At 60.0% G+C, this 24,884-nt stretch carries 19 protein-coding genes and 1 tRNA gene; 14 read left to right on the top strand and 6 right to left on the bottom strand.

Annotated features, from left to right (window positions below; genetic code table 11):
• Positions 1 to 42: 42 nt before the first annotated feature.
• The 13 genes from QRN61_RS00260 (at position 43) to QRN61_RS00320 (ending at position 15,883) form a co-directional block, all read left to right on the top strand.
• Positions 43 to 3,789 carry a bifunctional diguanylate cyclase/phosphodiesterase gene (locus tag QRN61_RS00260; protein WP_103368686.1) on the top strand — a complete coding sequence of 1,249 codons (3,747 nt, stop codon included), beginning with the start codon at positions 43 to 45 and terminating at the stop codon, positions 3,787 to 3,789.
• Positions 3,790 to 3,804: 15 nt separating this feature from the next.
• Positions 3,805 to 3,881, top strand: a tRNA-Ile gene (locus QRN61_RS00265).
• 202 nt (positions 3,882 to 4,083) lie between these two features.
• Entirely contained in the window at positions 4,084 to 4,656 is a 573-nt protein-coding gene (locus QRN61_RS00270) for a PBECR2 nuclease fold domain-containing protein (RefSeq protein ID WP_285372968.1), read from the top strand.
• 288 nt (positions 4,657 to 4,944) lie between these two features.
• Positions 4,945 to 5,406, top strand: a complete 462-nt coding sequence (locus QRN61_RS00275; RefSeq protein WP_027610706.1) for an Lrp/AsnC family transcriptional regulator — start codon at positions 4,945 to 4,947, stop codon at positions 5,404 to 5,406.
• 207 nt (positions 5,407 to 5,613) lie between these two features.
• Positions 5,614 to 7,296 (top strand): flavin monoamine oxidase family protein, encoded by a 1,683-nt coding sequence (locus tag QRN61_RS00280; RefSeq protein ID WP_285372969.1) that lies wholly within the window; start codon positions 5,614 to 5,616, stop codon positions 7,294 to 7,296.
• 12 nt (positions 7,297 to 7,308) lie between these two features.
• Entirely contained in the window at positions 7,309 to 8,103 is a 795-nt protein-coding gene (locus QRN61_RS00285) for a carbon-nitrogen hydrolase family protein (protein ID WP_285372970.1), read from the top strand.
• Between the two features lie 48 nt (positions 8,104 to 8,151).
• Complete coding sequence (gene pqqF / locus QRN61_RS00290; protein WP_285372971.1) at positions 8,152 to 10,569, top strand: pyrroloquinoline quinone biosynthesis protein PqqF; 2,418 nt, start codon at positions 8,152 to 8,154, stop codon at positions 10,567 to 10,569.
• 158 nt (positions 10,570 to 10,727) lie between these two features.
• Positions 10,728 to 10,802: a pyrroloquinoline quinone precursor peptide PqqA gene (gene pqqA, locus QRN61_RS00295; RefSeq protein ID WP_003422658.1), complete on the top strand. Its 75-nt coding sequence runs from the start codon at positions 10,728 to 10,730 to the stop codon at positions 10,800 to 10,802.
• Positions 10,803 to 10,883: 81 nt separating this feature from the next.
• A complete protein-coding gene (gene pqqB, locus QRN61_RS00300; RefSeq protein ID WP_285372972.1) occupies positions 10,884 to 11,795 on the top strand; it encodes a pyrroloquinoline quinone biosynthesis protein PqqB in 912 nt (303 codons plus the stop codon).
• 142 nt (positions 11,796 to 11,937) lie between these two features.
• Entirely contained in the window at positions 11,938 to 12,690 is a 753-nt protein-coding gene (pqqC, locus tag QRN61_RS00305; protein WP_027610701.1) for a pyrroloquinoline-quinone synthase PqqC, read from the top strand.
• On the top strand, positions 12,687 to 12,962 hold the full coding sequence (gene pqqD, locus QRN61_RS00310; RefSeq protein ID WP_003228880.1) for a pyrroloquinoline quinone biosynthesis peptide chaperone PqqD: 276 nt from the start codon (positions 12,687 to 12,689) through the stop codon (positions 12,960 to 12,962). The genes pqqC and pqqD overlap by 4 nt, the downstream gene beginning before the upstream one ends.
• Entirely contained in the window at positions 12,934 to 14,106 is a 1,173-nt protein-coding gene (gene pqqE / locus QRN61_RS00315; RefSeq protein ID WP_097089108.1) for a pyrroloquinoline quinone biosynthesis protein PqqE, read from the top strand. The genes pqqD and pqqE overlap by 29 nt, the downstream gene beginning before the upstream one ends.
• Positions 14,072 to 15,883 carry a S9 family peptidase gene (locus QRN61_RS00320; RefSeq protein WP_285372973.1) on the top strand — a complete coding sequence of 604 codons (1,812 nt, stop codon included), beginning with the start codon at positions 14,072 to 14,074 and terminating at the stop codon, positions 15,881 to 15,883. The genes pqqE and QRN61_RS00320 overlap by 35 nt, the downstream gene beginning before the upstream one ends.
• A 133-nt stretch (positions 15,884 to 16,016) precedes the next feature.
• On the opposite strand, the gene QRN61_RS00325 is transcribed toward QRN61_RS00320, so the two are convergent.
• Positions 16,017 to 16,175 (bottom strand): YqaE/Pmp3 family membrane protein, encoded by a 159-nt coding sequence (locus QRN61_RS00325; protein WP_003228885.1) that lies wholly within the window; start codon positions 16,173 to 16,175, stop codon positions 16,017 to 16,019.
• 196 nt (positions 16,176 to 16,371) lie between these two features.
• Positions 16,372 to 17,655, bottom strand: coding sequence for an aspartate aminotransferase family protein (locus QRN61_RS00330; RefSeq protein WP_285372974.1), 1,284 nt, complete (start codon positions 17,653 to 17,655; stop codon positions 16,372 to 16,374).
• 169 nt (positions 17,656 to 17,824) lie between these two features.
• Here QRN61_RS00330 and QRN61_RS00335 point away from each other — a divergent pair, with 169 nt between their 5' ends.
• Positions 17,825 to 18,754 carry a LysR family transcriptional regulator gene (locus tag QRN61_RS00335; protein ID WP_027610697.1) on the top strand — a complete coding sequence of 310 codons (930 nt, stop codon included), beginning with the start codon at positions 17,825 to 17,827 and terminating at the stop codon, positions 18,752 to 18,754.
• Positions 18,755 to 18,981: 227 nt separating this feature from the next.
• Here the strand turns inward: QRN61_RS00335 and QRN61_RS00340 are convergent, their stop codons facing one another.
• The 4 genes from QRN61_RS00340 to QRN61_RS00355 form a co-directional block, all read right to left on the bottom strand.
• A complete protein-coding gene (locus tag QRN61_RS00340; protein WP_027610696.1) occupies positions 18,982 to 20,760 on the bottom strand; it encodes an acyl-CoA dehydrogenase C-terminal domain-containing protein in 1,779 nt (592 codons plus the stop codon).
• Between the two features lie 189 nt (positions 20,761 to 20,949).
• On the bottom strand, positions 20,950 to 22,239 hold the full coding sequence (locus QRN61_RS00345; RefSeq protein ID WP_202370965.1) for a GGDEF domain-containing protein: 1,290 nt from the start codon (positions 22,237 to 22,239) through the stop codon (positions 20,950 to 20,952).
• Between the two features lie 193 nt (positions 22,240 to 22,432).
• Positions 22,433 to 24,238 carry a phenylacyl-CoA dehydrogenase gene (locus QRN61_RS00350; protein WP_027610694.1) on the bottom strand — a complete coding sequence of 602 codons (1,806 nt, stop codon included), beginning with the start codon at positions 24,236 to 24,238 and terminating at the stop codon, positions 22,433 to 22,435.
• Between the two features lie 276 nt (positions 24,239 to 24,514).
• Positions 24,515 to 24,811: a hypothetical protein gene (locus QRN61_RS00355; RefSeq protein ID WP_003228898.1), complete on the bottom strand. Its 297-nt coding sequence runs from the start codon at positions 24,809 to 24,811 to the stop codon at positions 24,515 to 24,517.
• Between the last annotated feature and the right edge of the window lie 73 nt (positions 24,812 to 24,884).

Here is a 24,884-nt window from a genome sequence, read left to right on the forward strand (position 1 = left end):
CTACACTCGAAACAATGAATCCCGTGCCATAACGAGACGGTTATGCCCAGACTGGCGCCCGTGCTTTTCTTGCTGTCACTGATGATCTGGACCGCAACGGCTGACGCGCTGACTCTGACCGATGAAGAACGTAGCTGGCTGGCGGCTCACCCGGACTTGCGCCTGGGTGTCGATGCATCGTGGCCGCCGTTCGAGTTCCGCGATGAACAGAATCGCTATCAAGGCCTGGCCGCCGACTATATCGACGTGATCCGCCAGCGCCTGTCGATCAAACTCAATCCGGTCGAGCCCTCGAGCTGGACCGAAGTGCTGGCGCAGGTGAAAACCGGCAAGATCGACCTGCTGCCAGGAATCATGTCCACGCCGGAGCGCCAGAACTATCTGTCGTTTACCCGCCCCTACCTCGATTTCCCGATCGTGATCCTCGCCCATATCGGCGGCGCACAACCGCGCAAAATCGAGGACCTGTACGGTCTGAAGATCGCCGTGGTGGAAAACTACGCCCCCCACGAACTCCTGCGCACCCACCATCCCGACCTGAATCTGGTGGCCATGCCCAATGTCAGCTCGGCCTTGCAGGCTCTGGCTACCGACGAGGTAGACGCCGTGGTCGGCGACCTTGCCTCCAGCGTCTGGAGTCTGCGCCAGCTCAAGCTCGACGGTTTATACGTCAGCGGCGAAACCCCGTATCGCTATCAGCTGGCAATGGGCGTACCCCGCGACAACAAAATGCTGGTGGGTATTCTGGACAAAGTCCTGGCGGACATGAGCCCCGAGGAAATCAGCAGCATTCAGGAACATTGGGTCGGTAATGTTCTGGACCATCGGACATTCTGGTCGGATCTTCTGATCTATGGCCTTCCGGGCCTGTTGCTGCTGGTCAGCATTCTGGCGGTGGTCATTCGCATCAATCGCCGCTTGAGTTCGGAAATCGCCCGCCGCGTCGACCTAGAACAGGAATTGCGCAGCAGCGAATATCATTACCGCGGATTGGTCGAGAGCCTTTCGGCCATCGCCTGGGAAGCGCGCATGAGCGACTTCACCTACAGCTATGTGTCGCCCCATGCCGAAGATCTGCTCGGTTATCCACAGGCGCACTGGCTGATTCCGGGCTTCTGGCGCAACATCATTCACCCCGCCGACCTGACCCGCGCCCAGGCCATTTGCGATGAGGCGGTACGCGACGGACGCGATCACACCCTCGACTATCGGGTGATCACCGCTGACGGGCGCTGCCTGTGGGTGCGTGACATTGTCAGTCTGATTGAACATGGCCACGAGCCTGTGATGCGCGGGCTGATGATCGACATCAGCGAAACCAAGCGCACTGAGGAGGCGCTGCGGCTTTCGGAGCAGAAGTTCGCGTCGGTGTTCCAGCAATGCCCGGATATCCTCGTGATCGCGCGGTTGTCCGACGGCTGTCTGCTGGAGGTCAACGAAGCCTTTGAAGAGCAGATTGGCCTGAAGGCGGAAGACGTGGTCGGCCAGACCGCCACTGAACTGAATATCTGGGGCATCCCCGGGGTCGGGCCCGGGCTGTTACAGCGCTTGCAGGCCGGCAGCATCCGCAACCTGGAGATGCCCTTTCGCCGCAACAATGGCCAGGTGTTCACCGGTCTGATCTCCGCCGAGCCCTTCGACCTCGACACCACTCCGGCGCTGGTGGTGGTCGTGCGCGACATCACCCAGCTCAAGGAAACCCAGCAGCAACTGCAAACCTCCGAAGAGAAGTTCGCCAAAGCCTTTCACGCCTCGCCGGACGGCTTGCTGCTGTCGCGTCAGAGCGATGGCTTGCTGCTGGAGGTCAACGAGGGCTTCAGCCGCATCACCGGGTTCAACAGCGCGATGTCGGTGGATCGCTCGGCGCTGGACCTGGGGATCTGGGTCAATCTCAACGAACGCAAGCAGATGCTCGACCTGCTGCACCGCGACGGCTTCGTACGCGATTTCACCTGCCATATCCGCCGCAGCGACGGGCAGATCCGACTGTGCGAAGTGTCCAGCCGTCCGCTACCGATCGGCGAAGAAGATTGCATGTTGACCATCGCCCGGGACATCACCGAGCGCCATTTGATGCAGGAAAAACTGCAGCAGGCGGCCACCGTATTCGAGAGCACCGCCGAAGGCGTGTTGATCACCGACACCCAGCAGCACATCAGCGCGGTGAACCGTGCGTTCACCGAAATCACCGGCTACAGCGAAAGCGAAGCCCTCGGCCACACCCCGCGTCTGCTCGCCTCGGGGCTGCACGACAGTGCGTTTTATGCGGCAATGTGGCACCAGTTGACTGCTGAGGGACACTGGCAGGGCGAGATTTCCAACCGGCGCAAGAACGGCGAGTTGTATCCGAGCTGGCTGACCATCAGCGCCGTACGCAACCGCGACAAGTTCATCACCCACTTCGTCGCGGTGTTCGCCGATATCTCCAGCCTCAAACACGCACAAGCCAAGCTCGATTATCAGGCGCACCACGACCCGCTCACCGGCCTGCCGAATCGCACCCTGTTCGAAAGTCGCCTGCTCACCGCGCTGAACAGTCAGCAGGAAAACGGTGGTCAGGGCGCGGTGCTGTTCCTCGATCTCGACCGCTTCAAACACATCAACGACAGCCTCGGCCACCCGGTTGGCGATCTGCTGCTCAAAGGCATTGCCGTGCGTTTGAAAGAACAACTGCGTGATATCGACACCGTCGCACGACTGGGCGGTGATGAATTCATCATTCTGCTGCCGGGTCTGCAACAAGCCAGCGATGCCGACAACATCGCATTCAAACTGCTCAACTGCTTTGGCGCACCGTTTCAGGCCGGTGAGCACGAGTTCTTCATCAGCGCCAGCATCGGCACCAGCCTCTATCCACGGGATGGCTGCGATGTCGCCACCTTGGTGAAAAACGCCGACGCGGCGATGTACCGCTCCAAGGCCAAGGGCCGCAACCGCGTCGAAAGCTACACTCGCGACCTCACTGCCCAGGCCAGCGAGCGCGTGGCACTGGAGCACGAACTGCGCCGGGCCATCGAGCGCGAAGAGTTGTTCCTCTACTACCAACCGAAAATCAGCCTCGACGACCATCGCCTGGTCGGTGCCGAAGCACTGATCCGCTGGCGTCACCCGACCTTCGGCGAAGTGCCGCCGGAGCACTTCATTCCACTGGCCGAAGAGAACGGCATGATCCTGCAGATCGGCGATTGGGTGCTCGAGACCGCCTGCCGGCAGATGTTCGAGTGGAGCCAGATCTACGACAGCCTCGGCCCGCTGTCAGTCAACCTCGCCGGTGCGCAACTACGCCAGCCGAATCTGCTCGGACGCATCGAACAACTGCTCAGGGACAACCGTCTGCAGCCGGATTTACTGCAACTGGAAATTACCGAAAACTTCATCATGAGCCAGGCCGAGGAGGCCTTGGCGGTGCTGCACCAGCTCAAACACTTGGGCGTACAACTGGCGATCGACGACTTCGGCACCGGTTATTCTTCGCTCAGCTACCTCAAACGCCTGCCGCTGGACATCCTCAAGATCGACCAGTCCTTTGTTCGCGGACTGCCCGATGACCCGCACGACGCGGCGATTGTCCGCGCGATCATCGCTCTGGGCCGGAGCATGCAATTCACCGTGATCGCCGAAGGCGTCGAGACCCAGGCCCAGCAACAATTCCTCGCCGCCGAAGGTTGCGAACAGATCCAGGGCTACATCGTCAGCCTGCCGCTGCCCCCGGAAGAATTCGCCGCAACGTTTCTTCGTGTAACCGTATCGGATTATTCGGATAGCACAGCCGCCAAACCGTCGCTATAATCCGCGGCCTACTGAGGGCCTATAGCTCAGTTGGTTAGAGCAGAGGACTCATAATCCTTTGGTCCACGGTTCAAGTCCGTGTGGGCCCACCACATTTGAAAGCCGCGCTACATGCGCGGCTTTTTCTTGGGCGATCAGTTGAGGGGACAATCTTTGCGAGCGCAATGTTCGGAAGACCTCCCCGAAGGCTGTAGGAATGTTCCGAAGTTATGTTTTCTCCCCTCCCCGCGCCTTGTTGACTGTTTCCCCAGACAAGTAATCTCCGGACGCCACTGCCCGTCCAGGATTGTTTTTATGCTTGTGAATGCTGCGCCACTGATAAAGGAAGCAGCCGATCAACAAACCTGGATCGACCTTGCTCTACCCGATCTGAGAACGTTATCGCGAGAGCTTCGGTCAGCCGCAATAGAAGAAATAAAGAGGGCTGACGACGCAGAAGGCGCCCTCAAAATCCTCTTGGATCACTTCGGATTCTTCGACGACTCCGTATTGGCGGTTACCATCCTCACGCCTATTGGAAACGTTGCAGTCATGCGAGACAAACTGGCCCATATAGTCGAGAAACGTCCAGACTCCAGAGAACGCTATGTTCGACATGCCATCGATACGCTGACGGGACCTTTCGAAGTATGGAAAGTCCTCTACGATAATGGCGGTTTCCGATTGGCATTCATCAACGCCTATGAGGCAAAAAACGACATGCTCGTCGTGGTCGATGTGCGGAACGGGCACGTCCTCTGGAATTTCATGCACGCTCCGTCAAGAGCAATGAACAAGCACCGCCATGGCGATCTTTGTACAAGCGGTACATTCTTGAAGACAAAGAAAAGGGCAGCCATTTGGCTGCCCTTGATATTTGAATCCTGATATTTGCATCCTCAGGAAATGGGATGAAGAGGTCTCACCTTACACCGATGTTGCAGCATCGCTGAGGTACCTACGTCCGCTAAAGCCCTGCAAGGCAGCAGATTTCGCGCTCTTGTTGGCATTCTTGATAAATAGGCCCGGCAAGTCAAACCAAATATTTGATGTTTGTTTTGGCGCAACAATTGCCTCCAGGCATAAGTGACGTGCTCAGTCATCGCCTGCAGCGTGTCGCAGTTAGTGCCTGTAACATGCAAACTCATCCGCCCTCAACAGTCACGGAGCCGCCCCTTGCCCGACACCCGCCCCCCCGCCTTAGACGAAATCGACCGCCAGCTGATCGCCGCCCTGCAAATCAACGCCCGCGAAAGCGTGGCCATGCTTGCCCGGCAGCTGGGCATTGCGCGGACCACCGTCACATCGCGGTTGGCGCGGCTGGAGAGGGCCAAGGTGATCACCGGTTATGGCGTACGTTTGGGGCAGCGCGTGGTCGATGGCGGGTTGCAGGCGTATGTCGGGATCAAGGTGCAGCCGCGTTCCGGCAAAGAGGTATTGCGCCGGTTGAGCGCGATGGCGCAGGTGCAGCAGTTGTGTGCGGTGAGTGGCGAATTTGATTATGTGGCGTGGTTGCGCACCGACTCGCCGGAGCAACTGGATCAATTGCTGGATCAGATCGGCAGTGTGGACGGGGTGGAGAAGACCACGACGTCGATCATTTTGAGTAGCAAGATTGATCGAGGGCAGCCGGTTTGAGTGCTGGTGAGCTTGATGGCCTCTTCGCGAGCAGGTTCATTCCTACATTTGGTCGGTGTGTAGTCAGCAAACGTCATATTGATCAATTAATTAGCAAAACGACGACACTTTGCGTCTTATTAACGTGTTCTACGCTCCCTAGAATGGCTGGCATCTTTTCCTATACTCAGACGCGCATCCTGCGTCGGGTCGCCAGCAAGGTCAGCCATGAACAAGAACAATCGCCATCCTGCAGACGGTAAGAAACCCGTCACCATTTTCGGCCCGGACTTTCCGTTCGCCTTCGACGACTGGATCGAACACCCGGCCGGTCTCGGCAGCATTCCTGAACACCATCATGGCGCTGAAGTGGCGATTGTCGGCGCGGGTATCGCGGGTCTGGTGGCCGCCTACGAACTGATGAAGCTCGGCTTGAAACCAGTGGTGTACGAGGCCTCGAAACTGGGTGGCCGCCTGCGTTCGCAAGCGTTCAACGGCACCGATGGCATCGTCGCGGAACTGGGTGGCATGCGTTTCCCGGTGTCCTCTACTGCGTTCTACCACTACGTCGATAAGCTCGGTCTCGAGACCAAACCTTTCCCGAACCCACTGACGCCGGCTTCCGGCAGCACCGTGATCGACCTCGAAGGCAAAACCCATTACGCACAAAGCCTGAAGGATCTTCCTGCACTGTTCCAGGAAGTGGCTGACGCCTGGGCGGATGCGCTGGAGGCCGGCTCGCAGTTCGCCGATATTCAGCAAGCGATCCGCGACCGCGATGTGCCACGCCTCAAAGAGCTGTGGAATAAACTCGTTCCGCTGTGGGACGACCGCACGTTCTACGACTTCGTGGCCACTTCCAAAGCCTTCGCCAAACTGTCGTTCCACCACCGCGAAGTGTTCGGTCAGGTCGGTTTTGGTACCGGCGGCTGGGACTCGGACTTCCCCAACTCGATGCTGGAAATCTTCCGCGTGGTGATGACCAACTGCGACGATCACCAGCACCTGGTGGTGGGCGGTGTGGAGCAAGTGCCGCAAGGCATCTGGCGGCATGTGCCGGAGCGCTGCGTGCACTGGCCGCAAGGCACCAGCCTGAAATCCCTGCACCGTGGCGCGCCGCGTTCCGGCGTGAAGAAAATCGCTCACGCGCCGGACGGCCGTTTCGCCGTCACCGACAACAACGGCGACACCCGCGAATACGCCGCCGTGCTGACCACCTGCCAGAGCTGGCTGCTGACCACCCAGATCGAATGCGACGAAACCCTGTTCTCGCAGAAGATGTGGATGGCGCTGGACCGCACGCGCTACATGCAGTCGTCGAAGACTTTCGTGATGGTCGACCGCCCGTTCTGGAAGGACAAGGATCCGGAAACCGGCCGCGACCTGATGAGCATGACCCTCACCGATCGCCTGACCCGCGGCACCTATCTGTTCGACAACGGTGACGATAAGCCGGGGGTGATCTGCCTGTCCTATTCGTGGATGAGCGACGCGCTGAAGATGCTGCCGCACCCGGTGGAAAAACGCGTAGAGCTGGCGTTGAACGCGCTGAAGAAGATCTACCCGAAAGTCGATATCGCCGCGCGGATCATCGGCGATCCGATCACCGTGTCATGGGAAGCCGACCCGTACTTCCTCGGCGCATTCAAAGGCGCCCTGCCCGGCCACTATCGCTACAACCAGCGCATGTACGCGCACTTCATGCAGGACGACATGCCCGCCGAGCAACGGGGGATTTTCATCGCCGGTGACGACGTGTCGTGGACGCCGGCATGGGTCGAAGGCGCGGTGCAGACTTCACTCAACGCGGTGTGGGGGATCATGAAGCATTTCGGTGGTTCGACACCTAAAGAGAACCCGGGCCCAGGTGATGTGTTCAAAGACATCGGCCCTATCGCCCTGCCCGAGTAAGAGGAATCCCCGATGCGTGTAGCCCTTTACCAATGTCCACCGCTGCCCCTGGAACCCGCCGCCAACCTGCATCGCCTGCAGCAACTGGCAATGGAGGCCAAGGGTGCCGACCTGCTGGTGCTGCCGGAGATGTTCCTGACCGGCTACAACGTCGGCGCCGAGGCAGTCAGTACGCTGGCCGAGGTCTACAACGGTGAATGGGCGCAACAGATCGGTCGAATCGCCAAAGCCGCCGGGCTGGCGATTGCTTACGGTTACCCCGAGCGCACGGCCGACGGGCAGATCTACAACGCCGTGCAGTTGATCGACGCGCACGGCGAGCGCCTGTGCAATTACCGCAAGACCCATCTGTTCGGCGATCTCGATCGATCGATGTTCAGCCCCGGCGAAGATGATTTTCCGGTGGTTGAACTCAACGGCTGGAAGCTCGGTTTTCTGATCTGCTACGACCTGGAGTTTCCGGAGAACGCACGACGTCTGGCGCTGGCCGGTGCCGAGCTGATTCTGGTGCCGACGGCAAACATGATTCCGTTCGATTTCGTCGCTGACGTTACCGTGCGTTCCCGTGCCTTCGAAAACCAGTGTTACGTGGCGTACGCCAATTATTGCGGGCAGGAAGGCGAGATCCACTATTGCGGACAAAGCAGCATCGCCGCGCCGGACGGCAGCCGTATCGCCCAGGCCGGACTCGATGAAGCATTGATCGTCGGTGAGCTGGATCGACAGTTGATGGCCGATTCCCGCGCCGCCAATCGCTACCTCAACGACCGCCGTCCCGAGCTTTACCATGCGTTGAACAAGCGCTGACCCCACCCAATCCGCTAGCATTGGCACTTCACTGTTCTGGAAGTGCCCATGCCTGCGCCGACTCACCCCCGCCCCCACACTGAAACCCTGCCAAACGGCTTGCGCGTGACCCTGCGTCAGGTGCCCGGCTTGAAGCGCAGTGCCGCTGCGTTGCGGGTGGCTGCCGGTAGCCATGACGTGCCACTCAAGTGGCCGGGGCTGGCGCATTTCCTTGAGCATCTGCTGTTTCTCGGCACTGAGCGTTTTCCTGCGAGTCAGGCGCTGATGGCCTACGTGCAAAGTCACGGTGGCCAAGTGAATGCAAGCACCCGTGAACGCACCACCGACTTCTTCTTCGAACTGCCGACCTCGGCCTACAGCGCCGGGCTCGAGCGTCTGTCAGACATGCTCGCCCAGCCGCGTATGAATCCGCACGATCAGTTGCGCGAACGCGAAGTGCTGGACGCTGAATTCGTCGCGTGGTCGCAAGATCCGACGGCTCAGCAGGAACTGGCGCTGTACGAGGGATTGCCGGCCACACATCCGCTGCGCGGGTTTCATGCGGGAAATCGCGACAGCCTGAAAGTTGAGTTACCAGCGTTTCAACAGGCGCTGAAAGATTTCCACCGGCAGTTTTATCGCACCGGACAAATGACGCTGAGCCTGGTCGGGCCGCAGAGCATCGAGGAATTGCGCGTACTGGCGCAGCAGTTCGCCGCCGTGCTGCCGGTTGGGGATAAGGTCGAGCAAGCAGCGCCGCTGCCATTGGCGGTAAAAAGTTATCAACAGGTCGGCGAGCGAAGCGGCAATCTGTTGTTCGCTTTCGAAGCGCTGCCCGACTCGTCCGCCGAAGCGCTGGCGTTTCTCTGCCATTGGCTGAACAGCGCCAAGCCCGGCGGGCTGCTCGCCCATTTGCAGCAACAACGCCTCGCGGACGGTTTGAAAGCCGTGCCGCTGTATCAGTTCGCCGGGCAAGCGCTGCTGCATCTGCAATTCACCGCCCCCGCCGAATCCCTGAGCGTCATTGGTGAACAACTGCTGGACTGGTTGAGCTTCTTTGCCGCGCAACAGGACTGGGCAGCGCTGCGCGAGGAGTACACCAGGCTGCTTGAGCGTCAGCAGCAAATCAGCGGCGCCCTGCAACTGGCGCGGCTCGACAGTGAACAACGCGAAAACGGTCTGTCGGAAATCGGCGTCGTTGCGCTCAAACATATCCTGCGCGACATCGGTGTTGTGGATAACTTCAGCGACCATTGGCACCTGCCTGCCGCCAATCCTTTTCTAGGCTCCAACGAGCCGCTGGCCAACGCCGGCCTGATTCGTGGCCAGACCAGCGCCCATCGTGGGCTGCGTACTTTCGCTCAGGATCGCTCGCGCGGTCGGCGTGAGCGTTCGCCGATGCAATTCAGCCAGGCGTTGCCGGATCATAGCGACCACGGCGCGATTTACTTGCGTTGGCAAACGCAGGCGGCGGCCGGCACAGATCTGCAAGGCAAGCTGCGACGCAGTCTGCGGGAAACGCAGGAAGATGCGCGGCAGGCCGGCGTCGAGTTGGCGTTCAGTGCCACCGGCACGCAATGGCTGCTGAAAATAACGGGCCTGCAGGAGCCGATGCCCAGTGTCCTCGAACACACGCTGAAATGTCTGACGCAAATTGACGCCGATTCAGCGAGCGCAGAGGCAGAAACACCGTTGATACCGATCCGCCAGTTGCTCAAGGCGTTGCCTGAATATTGTCTGTCATCGGCCGTCGAGTCGAACGACGTCAAACAGCTGTGGACAACTTCGCGCTGGGACGGACTGGCCCTTGGTCTCAACGCACAGACGCAATCGGCCATGGGCCTGGCCCTGAGCCGCATCCCCGGCACACCGGATAATCAATTGCCGGCAGCGACGGCGATCAACCCGCAACATCTGTGGAGCCACATCGACATCGCGTCCAGCGAGCATGCGTTGCTGCTGTTCTGCCCGAGCGCCAGCCGCGAGATCGCCGACGAAGCCGCTTGGCGCCTGCTCGCGCAGCTGTGCCAGACACCGTTCTACCAGCGCCTGCGGGTCGAATTGCAATTGGGCTACGCAGTGTTCAGCGCCTTGCGGCAGATGCATGGCCAGAGTGGATTGCTGTTCGGCGTGCAGTCGCCAGATACTGCGCCCGTTGAGCTGCTCGGCCATATCCAGCAGTTCCTCGAGGGCATTCCTGCACTGATCGAAAACCTCGATGAAGAGGACTTCAACCAGCAACGCCAATCACTCGCGGATCAGTTCGCTGAGAGTCATCTGTCCGGCAAAGACGCCGCCGAGTTGCTGTGGCAGGCCAAGCTCGCCGGCCACTCGTCGGATTATCTGGCGCAACTGCACACAGCCATGGGTCAACTGAAACGCTCAACATTGCTGGAGGCAGCGCAGCGGTTGCTCAACGCCGAGGGCGGCTGGCGCTGCCTGGCCAACGAATCGTCACCCGGCGCGCCGTGGCAAGCGACAAAATGATCATTACCAAGGCTGCAAGGAGCTTTCTCAAAGATTCACGGGCAATACCGTTGAAATTTTGAGTAACATAGCAGCCTAACTATTTGGAACATCCCTGCGCTGCTGTGGACTATAACTATGGACAGCGCTATCCCACCCACCCAATGAGGAGTCACCCTATGTCCTGGACAAAACCGGCTTACACCGACCTGCGTATCGGCTTCGAAGTCACCATGTACTTCGCCAGCCGCTGAGTTCTGCCTACGCAGACTTGCAGTGCAACGCCTCGGCTCGCCGGGGCGTTTTATTTTCAGCGTTGAAAGATGGGAGCGTTCATGTTCGTCCAGATTCTGGGTTCGGCCGCCGGTGGCGGATTTCCGCAGTGGAACTGCAACTGCGTCAATTGCGCAGGCTTTCGCGACGGCAGCCTGAATGCCAAGGCCCGTACCCAATCGTCCATCGCAATTTCCGATGATGGCGTGAACTGGGTGCTGTGCAACGCTTCGCCGGACATCCGCGCGCAACTGCAGAGCTTCGCCCCGATGCAACCGGGCCGAGCCCTGCGCGACACCGGCATCAGCGCGATCATCCTGATGGACAGCCAGATCGACCACACCACCGGCCTGCTCAGCCTGCGTGAAGGCTGCCCGCATGAGGTCTGGTGCACGGACATGGTTCACGAAGATTTGAGCACCGGTTTCCCGCTGTTCAAGATGCTCACCCACTGGAACGGCGGACTGAACTGGAATCGCATCGAGCTCGACCAGAGCTTCACTGTCGCTGCCTGCCCGAACCTGCGCTTCACCCCGCTGCCGTTGCGCAGCGCCGCGCCACCGTATTCGCCGCACCGTTTCGACCCGCACCCGGGCGACAACATCGGCCTGATCGTCGAAGACATGAACACCGGCGGCAAACTGTTCTATGCACCGGGGCTGGGCAAGGTTGATGCGCCATTGCTGGAGATCATGGCCGCCAGTGATTGCCTGCTGGTGGACGGAACGCTGTGGGATGACGATGAAATGCAGCGCCGCGGCGTCGGCACCCGCACCGGTCGCGAGATGGGCCACCTGGCGCAGAACGGCCCCGGCGGCATGCTCGAAGTGCTGGAGCAGTTGCCCGAGCAGCGCAAGGTGCTTATCCACATCAACAACACCAACCCGATTCTCGATGAAGATTCGCCGGAGCGCGCGGAGCTGGCGCGGCGTAATGTTGAAGTGGCGTTTGATGGCATGAGTATTGTGCTGTAAGCCGCAGATACCGATGCGCGGCCCTTCGCGAGCAGGCTCGCTCCCACATTTGGAATGCGATCAACCTGTGGGAGCGAGCCTGCTCGCGAAGAGGCCAGTGCAAACAGAAAAGATTTCTAGGGTTGTTCCCCGGAGAACCGCAATGACCGACACCCCGCTGTCCCCCGCCGAATTCGAAGCGGCCCTGCGCGCCAAAGGCGCCTACTACCACATCTACCACCCGTATCACGTGGCGATGTACGAAGGCCGTGCCACCCGCGAGCAGATTCAGGGCTGGGTCGCCAACCGCTTCTACTATCAGGTGAACATCCCCCTGAAAGACGCGGCGATCCTCGCCAATTGCCCGGATCGCGAGATTCGCCGGGAGTGGATTCAACGCCTGCTCGACCACGATGGCGCCCCCGGTGAAGACGGCGGCATTGAAGCCTGGCTGCGTCTCGGTCAGGCGGTCGGCCTCGACCCGGATCAACTGCGCTCCCAGGAACTGGTGCTGCCCGGCGTGCGTTTCGCCGTCGATGCCTACGTCAATTTCGCTCGCCGCGCCAGTTGGCAGGAAGCCGCCAGCAGTTCGTTGACCGAGCTGTTCGCGCCGCAGATCCACCAGTCGCGCCTCGACAGCTGGCCGCGGCATTACCCATGGATCGACCCGGCCGGTTACGAATATTTCCGCACTCGCCTCGGTCAGGCGCGGCGCGATGTCGAGCATGGTCTGGCGATCACGCTCGAGCACTACAAGACCCGCGAGGGTCAGGAGCGCATGCTGGAAATTCTCCAGTTCAAACTGGACATTCTTTGGAGCATGCTCGATGCCATGAGCATGGCTTACGAACTGAACCGCCCGCCGTATCACAGCGTCACCGAGCAGCGGGTCTGGCACAAAGGAATCACCCTATGAGTTTTGATCGCAGCAAGATCCCGACCTGGCGTCCCGGCTACCGTTTCCAGTACGAACCGGCGCAAAAAGGTCATGTGCTGCTCTACCCCGAGGGCATGATCAAGCTCAACGACAGCGCCGCGCTGATCGGCGGTTTGATCGACGGTGAACGCGATGTCGCGGCGATCATCGCCAAACTCGACGAGCAGTTTCCCGGCGTGCCCGAGCTCGGTGAAGACATCGAGCAATTCATGGAGGTTGCCCGTGCGCAGCACTGGATCGAACTTGCCTGAGGCATCGGTGCAAGTACCGCCAAAACCTGAAGTCGGCCTGCCGCTGTGGTTGCTCGCCGAGCTGACCTACCGTTGCCCGCTGCAATGCCCGTACTGCTCCAATCCGCTGGATTTCGCCGAGCAGGGCAAAGAGCTGAGCACCGAGCAGTGGATCAAGGTCTTCCGCGAAGCGCGGGAGATGGGCGCGGCGCAACTGGGCTTTTCCGGTGGCGAACCGCTGGTGCGTCAGGACCTCGCCGAACTGATCCGTGAAGCGCGACAGTTGGGTTTCTACACCAACCTGATCACTTCCGGCATCGGTCTGACCGAGCAGAAGATCAGTGACTTCAAGAAGGCCGGCCTCGATCACATCCAGATCAGTTTCCAGGCCAGCGACGAGCAAGTGAACAACCTGCTCGCCGGCTCGAAAAAAGCCTTCGCGCAGAAACTGGAAATGGCTCGCGCGGTGAAGGCCCACGGCTATCCGATGGTGCTGAACTTCGTCACCCACCGGCACAACATCGACAAGATCGACCGCATCATCGAGCTGTGCATCGCGCTCGAAGCGGACTTCGTCGAACTCGCCACCTGCCAGTTCTACGGTTGGGCGCAGCTCAATCGTGTCGGCCTGTTGCCGACCAAGGAACAACTGGTACGTGCCGAACGTATCACCAACGAATACCGCGCCAAACTGGAAGCCGAAGGGCATCCGTGCAAGTTGATTTTCGTCACTCCGGACTACTATGAAGAACGCCCGAAAGCCTGCATGAACGGCTGGGGCAGTATCTTTCTGACGGTTACTCCGGACGGAACCGCCCTGCCCTGTCATGGTGCCCGACAGCTGCCGGTACAATTTCCCAACGTGCGCGACCACAGCATGCAGCACATCTGGTACGACTCGTTCGGCTTCAACCGCTTTCGCGGTTACGACTGGATGCCCGAGCCATGCCGCTCCTGCGACGAAAAGGAACAGGACTTCGGCGGCTGCCGCTGTCAGGCGTTCATGCTCACGGGGGACGCGAGCAATGCCGACCCGGTGTGCAGCAAGTCCGACCATCACGGCGTGATTCTCAAGGCCCGCGAAGAAGCCGAGACCGCCACTCAGACCATCGAACAACTGGCCTTCCGTAATGAACGAAACTCACGCCTCATCGCCAAGGGCTGAGCCTTTCAGCGCCGCCCAGGCTGTCGCCGCCGGAATGGATTTCGCCGAACTGCAACTCGGTGCCCACGGTTTGTTCTGGAATGAATATCGCCCCGAAGATGCTGCGTGCCGGATCTGGCACTGGCGAGACGGCGCGGCGAAATGTCTGACGCCGGATGGCTTCAGTGTGCGCAGCCGGGTGTACGAATACGGCGGTGGTGCGTTTTGTCTGACGCCAAGTGGAGTGGTTTTCGTCAATGAGGCGGATCAGCAGTTGTATCGGCAGACGCTGGATGGCGCGCCCGAGGTGCTGACTTCTGGCGAGTGTCGTTATGGCGATCTGCATTTTGCTTTCGGCCAAGTGCTGGCGGTCGAGGAACTGCGCGACCAGCATCGGCTGGTAGCGATTGATCTGGCCGACGGCACCCGGCATTTGCTGGCTGAAGGTGCGGATTTTTATGCAGCACCGGTGATCAGCCCGGACGGTTCGCGATTGGCCTGGATCGAGTGGAGTCGGCCGCATCAGCCTTGGACATCCACGCGATTGATGGTGGCCGAGCGTCTGGCTGAGGGTGGCTTTGGCGCACCGTATTGCGTGGCGGGTGCTGACCTTGAAGAGTCGATCCAGCAACCCCGGTTCGATGCAAAAGGACGCTTGTTGTGCCTGACTGATCGCGGCGGTTTCTGGCAGCCGTGGGGCGAAACGTCCGACGGTTTGCAGCGACTGCCCTGCGCCGAGGCCGATCATGCGCCCGCCCCGTGGCAAATGGGTGGCTGTACCTGGTTGCCGGTGGGCGATTCGTTTCTGGCGAGCTGGAGCGAAGGCGGTTTTGGTCGCCTGGCGCTCGACGTCGAAGACTTCACCGGCGACTACAGCCGCTTCCGCCATCTGGCGCTGGATCAGCAATTTATCTATTGCATCGCCGCTTCGCCGATCAGCCCTTCTGCGGTGATCGCCATTGATCGCGCTACCCGCGAAGTGAATGTGCTGGCTGGCGGTGTGGCGCCTTTGCCGGCGGAGTGCATCAGCCGTCCGCAGACCTTGCGCTACCCGAGCGGCAGCGGTGAGGCTCACGGCTTCTTCTATCCGGCGATGAACGACGAAGCCCAGCCGCCACTGGTGGTATTCATCCACGGCGGCCCGACGTCGGCCTGCTACCCGATGCTTGACCCGCGCATTCAGTACTGGACGCAGCGTGGTTTCGCCGTCGCCGACCTCAACTATCGCGGCAGCAGCGGTTACGGTCGCAAATATCGTCAGGCGTTGCATCTGAGTTGGGGTGAGGTGGATGTCGAGGATGCTTGCGCGGTGGTGGCGTATCTGGCCGAGCAAGGTCTGATCGACGGCGAGCGCGCGTTTATCCGCGGCGGCAGCGCCGGGGGTTACACCACGTTATGCGCGTTGGCGTTTCAGCAGGTGTTCCGCGCGGGCGCCAGCCTCTATGGCGTCAGCGATCCGGTGGCATTGGCCCGGGCAACCCACAAATTCGAAGGTGATTATCTCGACTGGCTGATCGGCGATCCCGAACAGGATGCCGAGCGCTACGCCGCCCGCACGCCGTTACTGCACGCGCGCAACATCCGTGTGCCGGTGATTTTCTTCCAGGGTGAACTGGATGCGGTGGTGGTGCCGCAACAGACCCGCGACATGGTCGCGGCGCTGGAGCAAAACGGCATCCCGGTCGAGGCGCATTACTACGCCGACGAACGCCATGGTTTCCGTCGCGCCGCCAATCAGGCGCATGCGCTGGAGCAGGAGTGGCGGTTTTATCGGCGGGTGATGGGGTTGGCGGACTGATCACCGCCCCAATTCAAAATAGCGTCGTCCCATTCGCGAGCAGGCTCGCTCCCACATTGGATCTGTGTTGTGCACAAAATCCCCTGTGGGAGCGAGCCTGCTCGCGAAAGCTATCTATCAGGTGCCGCTGAACTCAGCGCTTGGCGATGATGTACACCGCATGCACGATCCCCGGGATATAGCCGCACAGCGTCAGCAGAATGTTCAGCCAGAACGCCCCGCCGAACCCGACCTGCAGAAACACACCCAGTGGCGGCAACAGAATAGCGATGATGATACGAATGAAGTCCATGGGTCAGCTCCTGAATGGGGGTTGGCTCACATGAGCCATACAAGCTAATCGACCTGCGCCGTTCTTCAGGGTTCAGTGCAAACGCCATTTGATCGCCACCATCGGGCACAAAAAAACGCCCCACGCCAAAAGAATCAGGCGTGGGGCGTGCGTTATACCGCGAGACGGTTCTTCAAATTGGGCAGCAAACTTCAGCTCAGACGGCAATCCCTTTGCGGCATTGCAGTTGCGCGGTACGCACTCGCGAGAAGGCGCGGGCCAGGCGCAGGAGCATTTCGTCGATGTTGGCCTTGCTGACGCTGAGTGCCGGGGTGAAACGCAGGCAGTTGGCTTGCGGCGCGTTGAGCAGCAGGCCTTCATGCAAGGCGGCTTTGACTACGGCATCGGCGGAATCCTCTGACAGGCTCAGTCCCCAGAACAGGCCTTGACCACGCAGTTCGCCATGCCCATAGCGGTGTGCCAATCGAGCTAGACCTTCGCGCAGGTGCTGGCCGAGGTCTTTGACCTGCTCGAGAAATACCCGATCCTGCACGCTATCAAGCACCACCAGACCGGCCGCTGTCATCAGCGCGTTGCCGTGATGGGTGCCGCCCAGTTCACCTGCGTCAAAACAGCAGGCCTTGCCACGGGCCAATAACGCCGCCAGAGGAACACCGCCGCCGAGGCCTTTGCCGAGCACAACGATATCGGCGCGCACGCCGTAGGACTGTTCGGCGAGCAATGTGCCGCAGCGCCCGATGCCGGTCTGCACTTCGTCGAGGATCAGCAAAATGCCCAATTCTCGGCACAGACGCTCGACGCCTTTGAGGTAATGCTCGGTGGCCGGAATCACCCCGGCATCGCTCTGGATCGGTTCGAGCATGATTGCCACGGTTTGCGCATCGACGGCGGCATGTAACGCAGGCAAGTCATTGAACGGCACCAGATCGAAACCCGGCAGCAACGGTGCGAAGCGGTTGTGCAGGTTGCAACTGTCCGACGCGGAAATCGTTGCCAGGCTGCGGCCATGGCAACCCTGCTTCGCAACAATGATCCGCGAGGCGCCGCCACGATGCAGTTGGCCCCATTTGCGCGCCAGTTTGATCGCCGCTTCACAGGCCTCGCTGCCGCTATTGAGCAGGTAAGCCTGATCGCTGGAAGTGCTGGCGCACAGGCGCTCGGCAAGGCTGAGCACGCCGCGGTTGTGCAGATTGAAACCGGGATTGATCAACGCCTGGGCCTGACTGGCGATGGCCTTGACCAGCGCCGAAGGGCTGTGGCCGAGGCTGTTGGCGCCGCCGGCCTGGGAGAAGTCGAGATAAGCGCGGTCGTTGCTGTCCCACAACCAGGAGCCCTGGCCGCGCACGAAGACCTGCGCCGGTCGCTCGACGCTGGGCATCAGTCGCTCGGCATTCAGGCTATCGCCTGCCTGGGGTGGACCGGCCTCGAAAGCGAGGTCATCGAGACTCGGCGCCTGACGCCGCAAACTGAACAGATTCATTGCAAAAAACCTCGCTTGAGGTTTTTTGAACCGCCTATGCAAACCCTATCGAAGCAAACGCTATTCATCGCGCTCTCTGGCCCTGTAAGCCTTGTGATTGCGGTTAGACTAGGCTCACTGACGGCTTCGGGCCATTTCGATTTACCAGCATTTTCGATAAGTATTACTTATGGATTTCAAACAACTGCGTTATTTCGTCGCGGTCTACGAAGAGGGCCATGTCGGTCGGGCCGCCGAACGCCTGTCGATTTCGCAACCGGCGCTGTCGCAGCAGATTCGTCAGCTCGAACAGAACCTCGACGTCACGCTGTTCGAACGCAGCAGCAAACGCCTGTTGCCGACCCTTGCCGCGCACACGCTGTACAACCACGCCGTGCCGCTGCTCGACGGTTTGCAGCGGGCGCGGGAAGCGCTGGGCAACTTCAAGGGGCAGGCCTTGCGCACGCTGGCGATCGGCGTACTGCAAACAGTGCACACCAGCCTCGTGCCGCAAATGCTCGAACGGGTGCGCAAGGCGCAGCCGCATCTTGTGGTGCAGATCTATGAACTGACGGGGCTGGAGATCGAGCGCCGTTTGCTCAACGGCTCACTGGACATCGGCATCAGCTACCTGCCGCCGCGCCAACCGGGGCTGCATGGCGTGATGTTGTATGAAGATGAGCTGACGCTGGTCATCCCGGCGGATCACCCGCTGCGTGAATTCAAGAAGGTCTCGATGCGGCAGGCAGCGGAATTGCCGATGTTGCTGCTGGGCGAAGAGTTTCAGATCCGGCAGATCTGGCAGGCGCAACTGACCAGCCTGGGTCGGCGCCCGCAAGTGCAGGCCGAGCTGAACAATATGCTGGGGATTCTCGACAGTCTGCCGCACACCAAGCTGGCAACGGTGCTGCCCGGGCGTTCACAGAAGGAATACGACGAGCAGGATCTGTTGTGGAAGCCGTTGAGCGAACCACGGGTGCCGCTGAAGGTTGGGCTGGTGTGCCGCGATGTGCAACGCCAGCAGGCGTCTTTGACCTTGCTGCGCACATTGCTGGAAGAAGTGATTCAGCGTGAAGACAAACCGTTGAAAGCCGCACCGCCACTGGATCCGCTGGCCTGAAAACTTTTCTTCAGGCAAAAGAAAACCCCGCCGAAGCGGGGCTTTGCAGACTGTTTCCCTGACATCCATTTCACTCCGCCACCCTGGCAGAATCCTACGTGTCCGTGTTGTTGCTTTGCGCTTCCTGCGCGACGTCCATGAGTTGTAGATTAGCTGTGGATCCAATCTACGCCTATGGGAGAACAGCAGCACGTCATGTAAGAGAATGCTTACATGACGTTACATCATCAGAACTGCTCAGCATTCAGCAGGAACAGCGACTCGCTACCCGCCTTCACCGACGCGCTCAACGAGTGGATACGCGGCAGCAGACGGGCGAAATAGAACCGTGCGGTGCCCAGCTTGCTGGCGTAGAAATCGTCCTGCGCTTCTTTGCCCAGTGCGGCTTTCGCCATCAGTGCCCACATGTAGGCATAGGCGGTGTAGCCGAACGCTTGCAAATATTCGACCGAGGCCGCGCCGATTTCGTTCGGATTGGTTTTCGCCCGATCCAGCAGCCACGCCGTCAGCTCGTCGAGGGTGCTGACGGCATCGTTCAGCGGCTTGGTGAATTCGCCGAGGTCAGCGCTGGCGGTTGCAGTGAAGTGGCGGATCTCGTCAGCGAACAGCTTGTAGAACGCGCCACCGCTGCCGACGATCTTGCGCCCGACCAGGTCCAGCGCCTGAATGCCGTTGGTACCTTCGTAGATCTGCGTGATGCGCACGTCACGCACCAGTTGCTCCTGGCCCCACTCGCGGATGTAGCCGTGGCCGCCAAAAATCTGCTGACCGTGGACGGTGGTTTCCAGGCCCAGGTCGGTGAGGAATGCCTTGGCCACCGGAGTCAACAGTGCGACCAGGTCTTCTGCGCGCTTGCGGGTGGTCGCGTCTTCGCTGAACTTGGCGGTGTCGAGTTGCATCGCCACGTACGTGGAGAAGGCGCGACCGCCCTCGTTCGAGGCTTTCATGGTCAGCAGCATGCGACGCACGTCCGGGTGAACGATGATCGGGTCGGCAACCTTGTCCTTGTTCTGCGCGCCGGTCGGCGAACGGCTCTGCAGACGATCGCGCGCATATTCGACGGCGTTCTGATAGGAACGCTCGCCGCTGGCCAGGCCTTGAATACCGACGCCCAGGCGCTCGTAGTTCATCATGGTGAACATCGCCGCCAGGCCCTTGTTCGGCTCGCCGACCAGATAGCCCACAGCTTCATCGAAGTTCATCACGCAGGTCGCGGACGCCTGGATGCCCATCTTGTGTTCGATCGAACCACAGTTCGCCGGGTTGCGCGCGCCCAGGCTGCCATCGGCATTGACCATGAACTTCGGCACCAGGAACAGCGAAATGCCTTTCGGGCCAGCAGGTGCGTCCGGCAGTTTCGCCAGCACCAGGTGGATGATGTTCTCGGTCAGGTCGTGCTCACCGCCGGTGATGAAGATCTTGGTGCCGCTGACCTTGTAGGAACCGTCGGCCTGCGGTTCGGCCTTGGTGCGGATGATGCCCAGGTCGGTGCCGGCGTGCGGCTCGGTCAGGCACATGGAACCGGCCCAGATGCCGGCGTACATGTTCGGCAGGTACGCGGCCTTCAGCTCTTCGCTGGCGTGGGCGTTGATCGACAGGCAGGCGCCGGCTGTCAGCATCGGGTATAGGCCGAACGACAGACTGGCGGAGTTGACCATCTCTTCGACCTGCGCCGAGACAGCCTTGGGCATGCCCATGCCGCCGTAGGCCGGATCGCCACCGACACCGACCCAGCCGCCTTCAGCGTAAGTCTGATAGGCCTGTGGGAAACCGGCCGGGGTGCTGACGGCACCGTCCTTCCAGTGGCAGCCTTCTTCGTCGGCCGCACGGCTCAGTGGCGCGATGCTTTTGCTGGTGACCTTGCCGGCTTCTTCGAGAATGGCTTCTACGGTTTCTGCATCGACAGTCTCGGCCAAGGCCGGCAGTTCGGCCCAGAGTTTGGCGACTTCGAATACTTCATTGAGGACGAAGCGCATATCGCGCAGCGGCGCTTTGTAGTCAGCCATGGCAAACCTCGCAAGATCTAAACAGGTGATTCGTGGAAGAGTGTTTTCGTTGAGGCCGAGTGTACCTCAACAACTTTTGCGACACATAGGGTCAACCGGTGACTGATTTGTTATTTTTGGTCACCAGCATTCAGAGATAAAAGAAAGCCCGCAATCAGCGGGCTTTTGAGTGATGACGTGTGGCTTGAGTCAGCCAGCGGCGCTGTCCATGCGCACCGCGCCGCGACGGTTCTGTCCGAACGCCATGACGCAGTTACGCCCGGCGCCCTTGGCGCTGTACAACGCCTGGTCGGCGGACTTGAGGACTTCTTCCGGCGTCCGCTGCTCGACGCGCTCGGCGACGCCGATACTGACCGTGACCGAGACACTGGAAGCACCGCTGCCGCTACGACGCTGACGACCTTGCTGATCGTCCTGCGGACGACTCTCCTGATTGCGCAACTGGATGTTGTAGGAGGCAATCGACTCGCGGATGACTTCCAGGTGCGGCATGCACTCCTCAAGGGTTTTGCCCGCAAACACCAAGGCGAATTCTTCACCCCCATAGCGATACGCCCTACCGCCACCGCTGATTTTCGACAGCTTGCTCGCGACCAGTCGCAACACTTGATCACCGACATCGTGACCGTGGGTGTCGTTGAATTTCTTGAAATGATCGACGTCGCTCATCGCCAGCACATAGTTGCGGCCCAGACGCTGCATTCGCTCATTGAGCGCGCGCCGCCCCGGCAGACCGGTGAGTTCATCGCGGAAGGCCATTTGATAGGCCTCATGCGCCACGGCAGCGGCAATCATCAGCATCACCTGACTGCACATGATGTTCAGGGTGAACGGCAGGATGAAGGTTTTCGGCAGCATCCAGAACACCCCGAGCAGGCCGACCAATTGCGCCGCGTGCAGTGGACGCGGATTGCGCCAGTATTGCCAGGCCAGCAACAGGAATGCCGAGAGGAATACCGGATAGGACATCTGGATCAGGCTCATCCAGGCGCCGTGGAGCGCCGGCCAGCGAATTTCCGATAGCCACATCAGCAACGCCTGGGGATAACTTTGTTCCAGACCCAGAGCGACGCTGCCAAAGGCCAGCAACACGGCGAAGCGCGCGACCATGTCCTGAAACAGATGCGTGCGTTCCTGCCACGCCGCGAACAGCCCGAACAGCAACGGCAGCAGTAGGCAGACCAGGTGGAACACCACGGCTGCGTCATCGCGCACCTTGCCATTGTCGCGGTAATAGTCGGTCTGGGTGTCGAGCAAAAAGTAGGCGATGTACACCGTGAGCATCAGAAACAGCTCGCGCTGACGTCGGTAAACCGCACAGTAAGCGCCGCCCAACAGCAGAACCAGGGTCGGCAACACGTTGAACAGCGAAGTGAAGAACACGTTGAGGTCTTTGACGTACGCAGCCGCCAACCCCGCGAGCAACAACAGCAGTGAAGGTAGGAAATGGCTGAAACGTACAGCGGAAGAACGCGGCAAGGGTAAAGCTCCGACCCGTCATATCAAAGAGATGGCATTGTGCCTGCAATGTGGCCAGTTAAGCACACACAATGTGATCCAGATCACACGCAGTCTCTTTAACGGCAGAAAACCCGGGTTTCTGAGCGATTCAGCAACAAAAAAACCGCTGCCCCCCGAGGGAGCAACGGTTTTCGTCAGACCGCGTTGAGGCTTAGTAGCCCAGTGCGAAGTCTTCTTCTTTCATGTCCATCAGGTTGTTGGCGCCCGACAGCATGGTGGCCACGTGGGTACGGGTACGTGGCAGGATGCGCTGGAAGTAGAAGCGCGCGGTTTGCAGCTTGGCGGTGTAGAACGCGGCGTCGCCGGTGCCTTCTGCCAGCTTCTCGGCTGCCAGACGTGCCATGTCGGCCCAGAAGTAGGCCAGACAGGCGTAACCGGAGTACATCAGGTAGTCCACGGAGGCCGCGCCGACTTCTTCACGGTCTTTCATGGCTGCCATACCGACCTTCATGGTCAGCTCGCCCCATTCCTTGTTCAGTGCAGCCAGCGGTGCAACGAACTCTTTGACGGCTTCGTTGCCTTCGTTGTTCTGGCAGAACTTGTGGACGATCTTGGTGAAGCCCTTCAGGGCCTCGCCTTGAGTCATCAGCACTTTACGGCCCAGCAGGTCGAGTGCCTGGATGCCGGTGGTGCCTTCGTACAGCATCGAAATGCGGCTGTCGCGAACGTTCTGCTCCATGCCCCACTCGGCGATGAAGCCGTGGCCACCGTAGATCTGCACGCCGTGGTTGGCGGCTTCGAAACCGACTTCGGTCATGAACGCCTTGGCGATCGGCGTCATGAACGCCAGCAGTGCGTCGGCCTTCTTCTTCTCTTCTTCGTCGACGCCGTATTTGACGATGTCGACCTGTTTGGCGGTGAAGTACACCATCGCACGGTTGCCTTCGGCGAAGGCCTTCATGGTCAGCAGCATGCGACGTACGTCAGGGTGCACGATGATCGGGTCAGCGGCCTTGTCCGGCGCTTTCGGGCCAGTCAGGGAGCGCATTTGCAGACGATCGCGAGCGTATTTCAGGCCACCCTGGAAGCCGATCTCTGCGTGGGCCAGACCTTGCAGCGCGGTACCCAGACGTGCGGTGTTCATGAAGGTGAACATGCAGTTCAGGCCTTTGTTCGCCGGGCCGATCAGGAAACCGGTGGCGCCGTCGAAGTTCATCACGCAAGTGGCGTTGCCGTGGATGCCCATCTTGTGTTCCAGCGAACCGCAGCTCACTGCGTTGCGCGCACCGAGGGTGCCATCGGCGTTCGGCAGGAACTTTGGAACGATGAACAGGGAAATGCCTTTGGTGCCAGCCGGAGCGTCCGGCAGGCGGGCCAGTACGATGTGGACGATGTTGTCGGCCATGTCGTGTTCACCGGCCGAGATGAAAATCTTGGTCCCGGAAACCTTGTAGGAGCCATCAGCCTGAGGTTCGGCCTTGGTGCGCAGCATGCCCAGGTCGGTGCCGCAGTGCGGTTCGGTCAGGCACATGGTGCCGGTCCATTCGCCGGAAACCAGTTTGGTCAGATAGGCTTCTTGCTGCTCAGGGGTACCGTGCTCGGAGATAGTGTTCATCGCGCCGTGCGACAGGCCTGGGTACATGCCCCACGACCAGTTGGCTTCACCGACCATTTCGCTCACAGCCAGACCCAACGACTCTGGAAGGCCTTGACCGCCGTGCTCGACGTCGTGCGCCAGACTTGGCCAGCCGCCTTCGACGAATTGCTTGTAGGCCTCTTTAAAGCCAGTCGGGGTTTTCACACCGGACTCGCTCCAGGTGCAGCCTTCGAGGTCGCCCACGCGGTTCAGCGGTGCCAGTACCTGCTCACAAAACTTGGCGCCTTCTTCAAGAATGGCGTCAACCATGTCCGGCGTTGCTTCGGAGCAAGCTGGAAGGCTCTGATAGTGCGCTTCGTAGCCGAGCAGTTCGTCACGAACGAAGCGAATATCACGCAAGGGGGCCTTGTAGTCAGGCATAGCGATAAACCTCTGCTGATGTAACCGGGAATGAACGACCGCGTTGATTTGTTGTGACGGTCAAACAGTTGTTTGAAACATACGTTTACGCCGAAATCTTGTCAAGCGTCGATCTTTTGCCGTTCGTCATGACTTTTTTCAAATGCCGGACACGGCAAACCGCCATGGACTGCAAAGCGCCACGGGCAATGAAAAAAGATTAGTTGAGGGAGAAGGACTTACAACGAAAAACGCCGCGACGAGGCGCGGCGCTCAGCAGGCAGGAGACACGAAAAATCAGGCAAATGTATCGATGATCGTCCCGAGCATTTCATCGGAAGCCTTGGCGACCTTGGTGCCTAGCTCCACCTGAAACTTGCCTTGAGCCATCTCGGCCATCGCGCTGCCCGGATCCATTTGCTGACTGCGGTCGATACCGCGCAGACGATCGACCTGCGCCTCGGAAGACTGGCTGGTGACCGAACGCTCGATGGTGTTGTTGGCGATCTGGCTGGCCGCCTGATCGACACGGTTCTGACCGGTCTGAATCGTGCTCAAACCCGCATAAAAAGCTGTGTTACCGGAGATTTCCATGGGAGCTCTCATCCTTGGGAAGGATCAATGGTTGCCATTGAAGCAGAGGCGTCAGAAAAACACCCGTCAAAAA

Source organism: Pseudomonas sp. lyk4-TYG-107 (genome assembly GCF_030209055.1).
Lineage (GTDB): Bacteria > Pseudomonadota > Gammaproteobacteria > Pseudomonadales > Pseudomonadaceae > Aquipseudomonas > Aquipseudomonas putida_A.

Excerpts from the sequence above, each read along its gene's own strand:
- QRN61_RS00260 (WP_103368686.1), top strand. The coding sequence starts at position 43 with ATGCCCAGACTGGCGCCCGTGCTTTTCTTGCTGTCACTGATGATCTGG.
- QRN61_RS00270 (WP_285372968.1), top strand. The coding sequence starts at position 4,084 with ATGCTTGTGAATGCTGCGCCACTGATAAAGGAAGCAGCCGATCAACAA.
- QRN61_RS00280 (WP_285372969.1), top strand. The coding sequence starts at position 5,614 with ATGAACAAGAACAATCGCCATCCTGCAGACGGTAAGAAACCCGTCACC.
- QRN61_RS00285 (WP_285372970.1), top strand. The coding sequence starts at position 7,309 with ATGCGTGTAGCCCTTTACCAATGTCCACCGCTGCCCCTGGAACCCGCC.
- pqqF (WP_285372971.1), top strand. The coding sequence starts at position 8,152 with ATGCCTGCGCCGACTCACCCCCGCCCCCACACTGAAACCCTGCCAAAC.
- pqqB (WP_285372972.1), top strand. The coding sequence starts at position 10,884 with ATGTTCGTCCAGATTCTGGGTTCGGCCGCCGGTGGCGGATTTCCGCAG.
- pqqC (WP_027610701.1), top strand. The coding sequence starts at position 11,938 with ATGACCGACACCCCGCTGTCCCCCGCCGAATTCGAAGCGGCCCTGCGC.
- pqqD (WP_003228880.1), top strand. The coding sequence starts at position 12,687 with ATGAGTTTTGATCGCAGCAAGATCCCGACCTGGCGTCCCGGCTACCGT.
- QRN61_RS00320 (WP_285372973.1), top strand. The coding sequence starts at position 14,072 with ATGAACGAAACTCACGCCTCATCGCCAAGGGCTGAGCCTTTCAGCGCC.
- QRN61_RS00325 (WP_003228885.1), bottom strand. The coding sequence starts at position 16,175 with ATGGACTTCATTCGTATCATCATCGCTATTCTGTTGCCGCCACTGGGT.
- QRN61_RS00330 (WP_285372974.1), bottom strand. The coding sequence starts at position 17,655 with ATGAATCTGTTCAGTTTGCGGCGTCAGGCGCCGAGTCTCGATGACCTC.
- QRN61_RS00335 (WP_027610697.1), top strand. The coding sequence starts at position 17,825 with ATGGATTTCAAACAACTGCGTTATTTCGTCGCGGTCTACGAAGAGGGC.
- QRN61_RS00340 (WP_027610696.1), bottom strand. The coding sequence starts at position 20,760 with ATGGCTGACTACAAAGCGCCGCTGCGCGATATGCGCTTCGTCCTCAAT.
- QRN61_RS00350 (WP_027610694.1), bottom strand. The coding sequence starts at position 24,238 with ATGCCTGACTACAAGGCCCCCTTGCGTGATATTCGCTTCGTTCGTGAC.
- QRN61_RS00355 (WP_003228898.1), bottom strand. The coding sequence starts at position 24,811 with ATGGAAATCTCCGGTAACACAGCTTTTTATGCGGGTTTGAGCACGATT.